The sequence below is a fragment of the Synechococcus sp. R6-7 genome (assembly GCF_047461695.1).
Taxonomy (GTDB): domain Bacteria; phylum Cyanobacteriota; class Cyanobacteriia; order Thermostichales; family Thermostichaceae; genus Thermostichus.
This window is the reverse complement of the sequence record NZ_JANSHS010000287.1, coordinates 1-752: the sequence shown is the minus strand read 5'-3', so window position 1 is coordinate 752 and position 752 is coordinate 1. Positions and strand designations below refer to the sequence as shown.

The 752-nt window shown below is 57.2% G+C and carries 1 protein-coding gene; it reads left to right on the top strand.

The window, feature by feature from the left end; genetic code table 11:
- Positions 1 to 112 precede the first annotated feature (112 nt).
- The coding region (locus NW815_RS08860; RefSeq protein WP_414415918.1) for a hypothetical protein at positions 113 to 752 on the top strand (640 nt) is incomplete at its 3' end.

Below are 752 nucleotides of genomic sequence, written 5' to 3'. Positions count from 1 at the left end.
GCTTAGCGGTCGGAGCCGGGTAGTTTACGCTCTCACTTGCGCCTTGCTCCAAGAAAACCCCTGGCCTGGAGTGCCATCAACTGGTTGACCTAAGAACCGAGGGAACTGTCGGATGAGCGGATTTGAGCTGCCTTTGACGGTAGAGGTGTTGCGCTGGCTGGCCGGCGGGCAGTTGGCGGAGCGCCTGGAGCGGGCCGTGCGCCTGTGGGTGTTGCTCGATTGCTTGTATGGCGAGGAGGGATGGCGGGATCTGCCGGAAACGTTTGGCTATACCCACATTCGGGATCGCTTGCTCTCGCCGTGGCATCCCAAGCAGGATCTGGCACAAGGGATCCCTTCACCCTGTCCTGATGTTGACTGCATTTGCTGGAAACCCTTGAGGTTTTGGCTGAAGGATCCCAACCTATTGACCGCCTTAAAAGCAGAAGTTCCCGATCTGGAAACGCTGCTATCTGCCCGACCCTTTCACAAGACCCATCGCACACTGCGCAAAGAGCTGGATTACCTGGCTGCCCGGGGTTGGCTGCAACAAATTCAGGCCAACTCTAGGCGGAGAGATAATTTTCGCTGCCGTGCGCCGGGGGATCGTCCCCAACTGCCCGTATCTTCATCGGCTTTGACCTTATCGGGCCATCAACTGGAACAGATCTATCACATCCTCAGCGATGTGGCCTTTGTACATCCAGATGTGCAGGTTTTGCTGGATGAAATCTGGGCCAACCAAAGGACTCCGTCCCGCTGGCGCGAAAGGA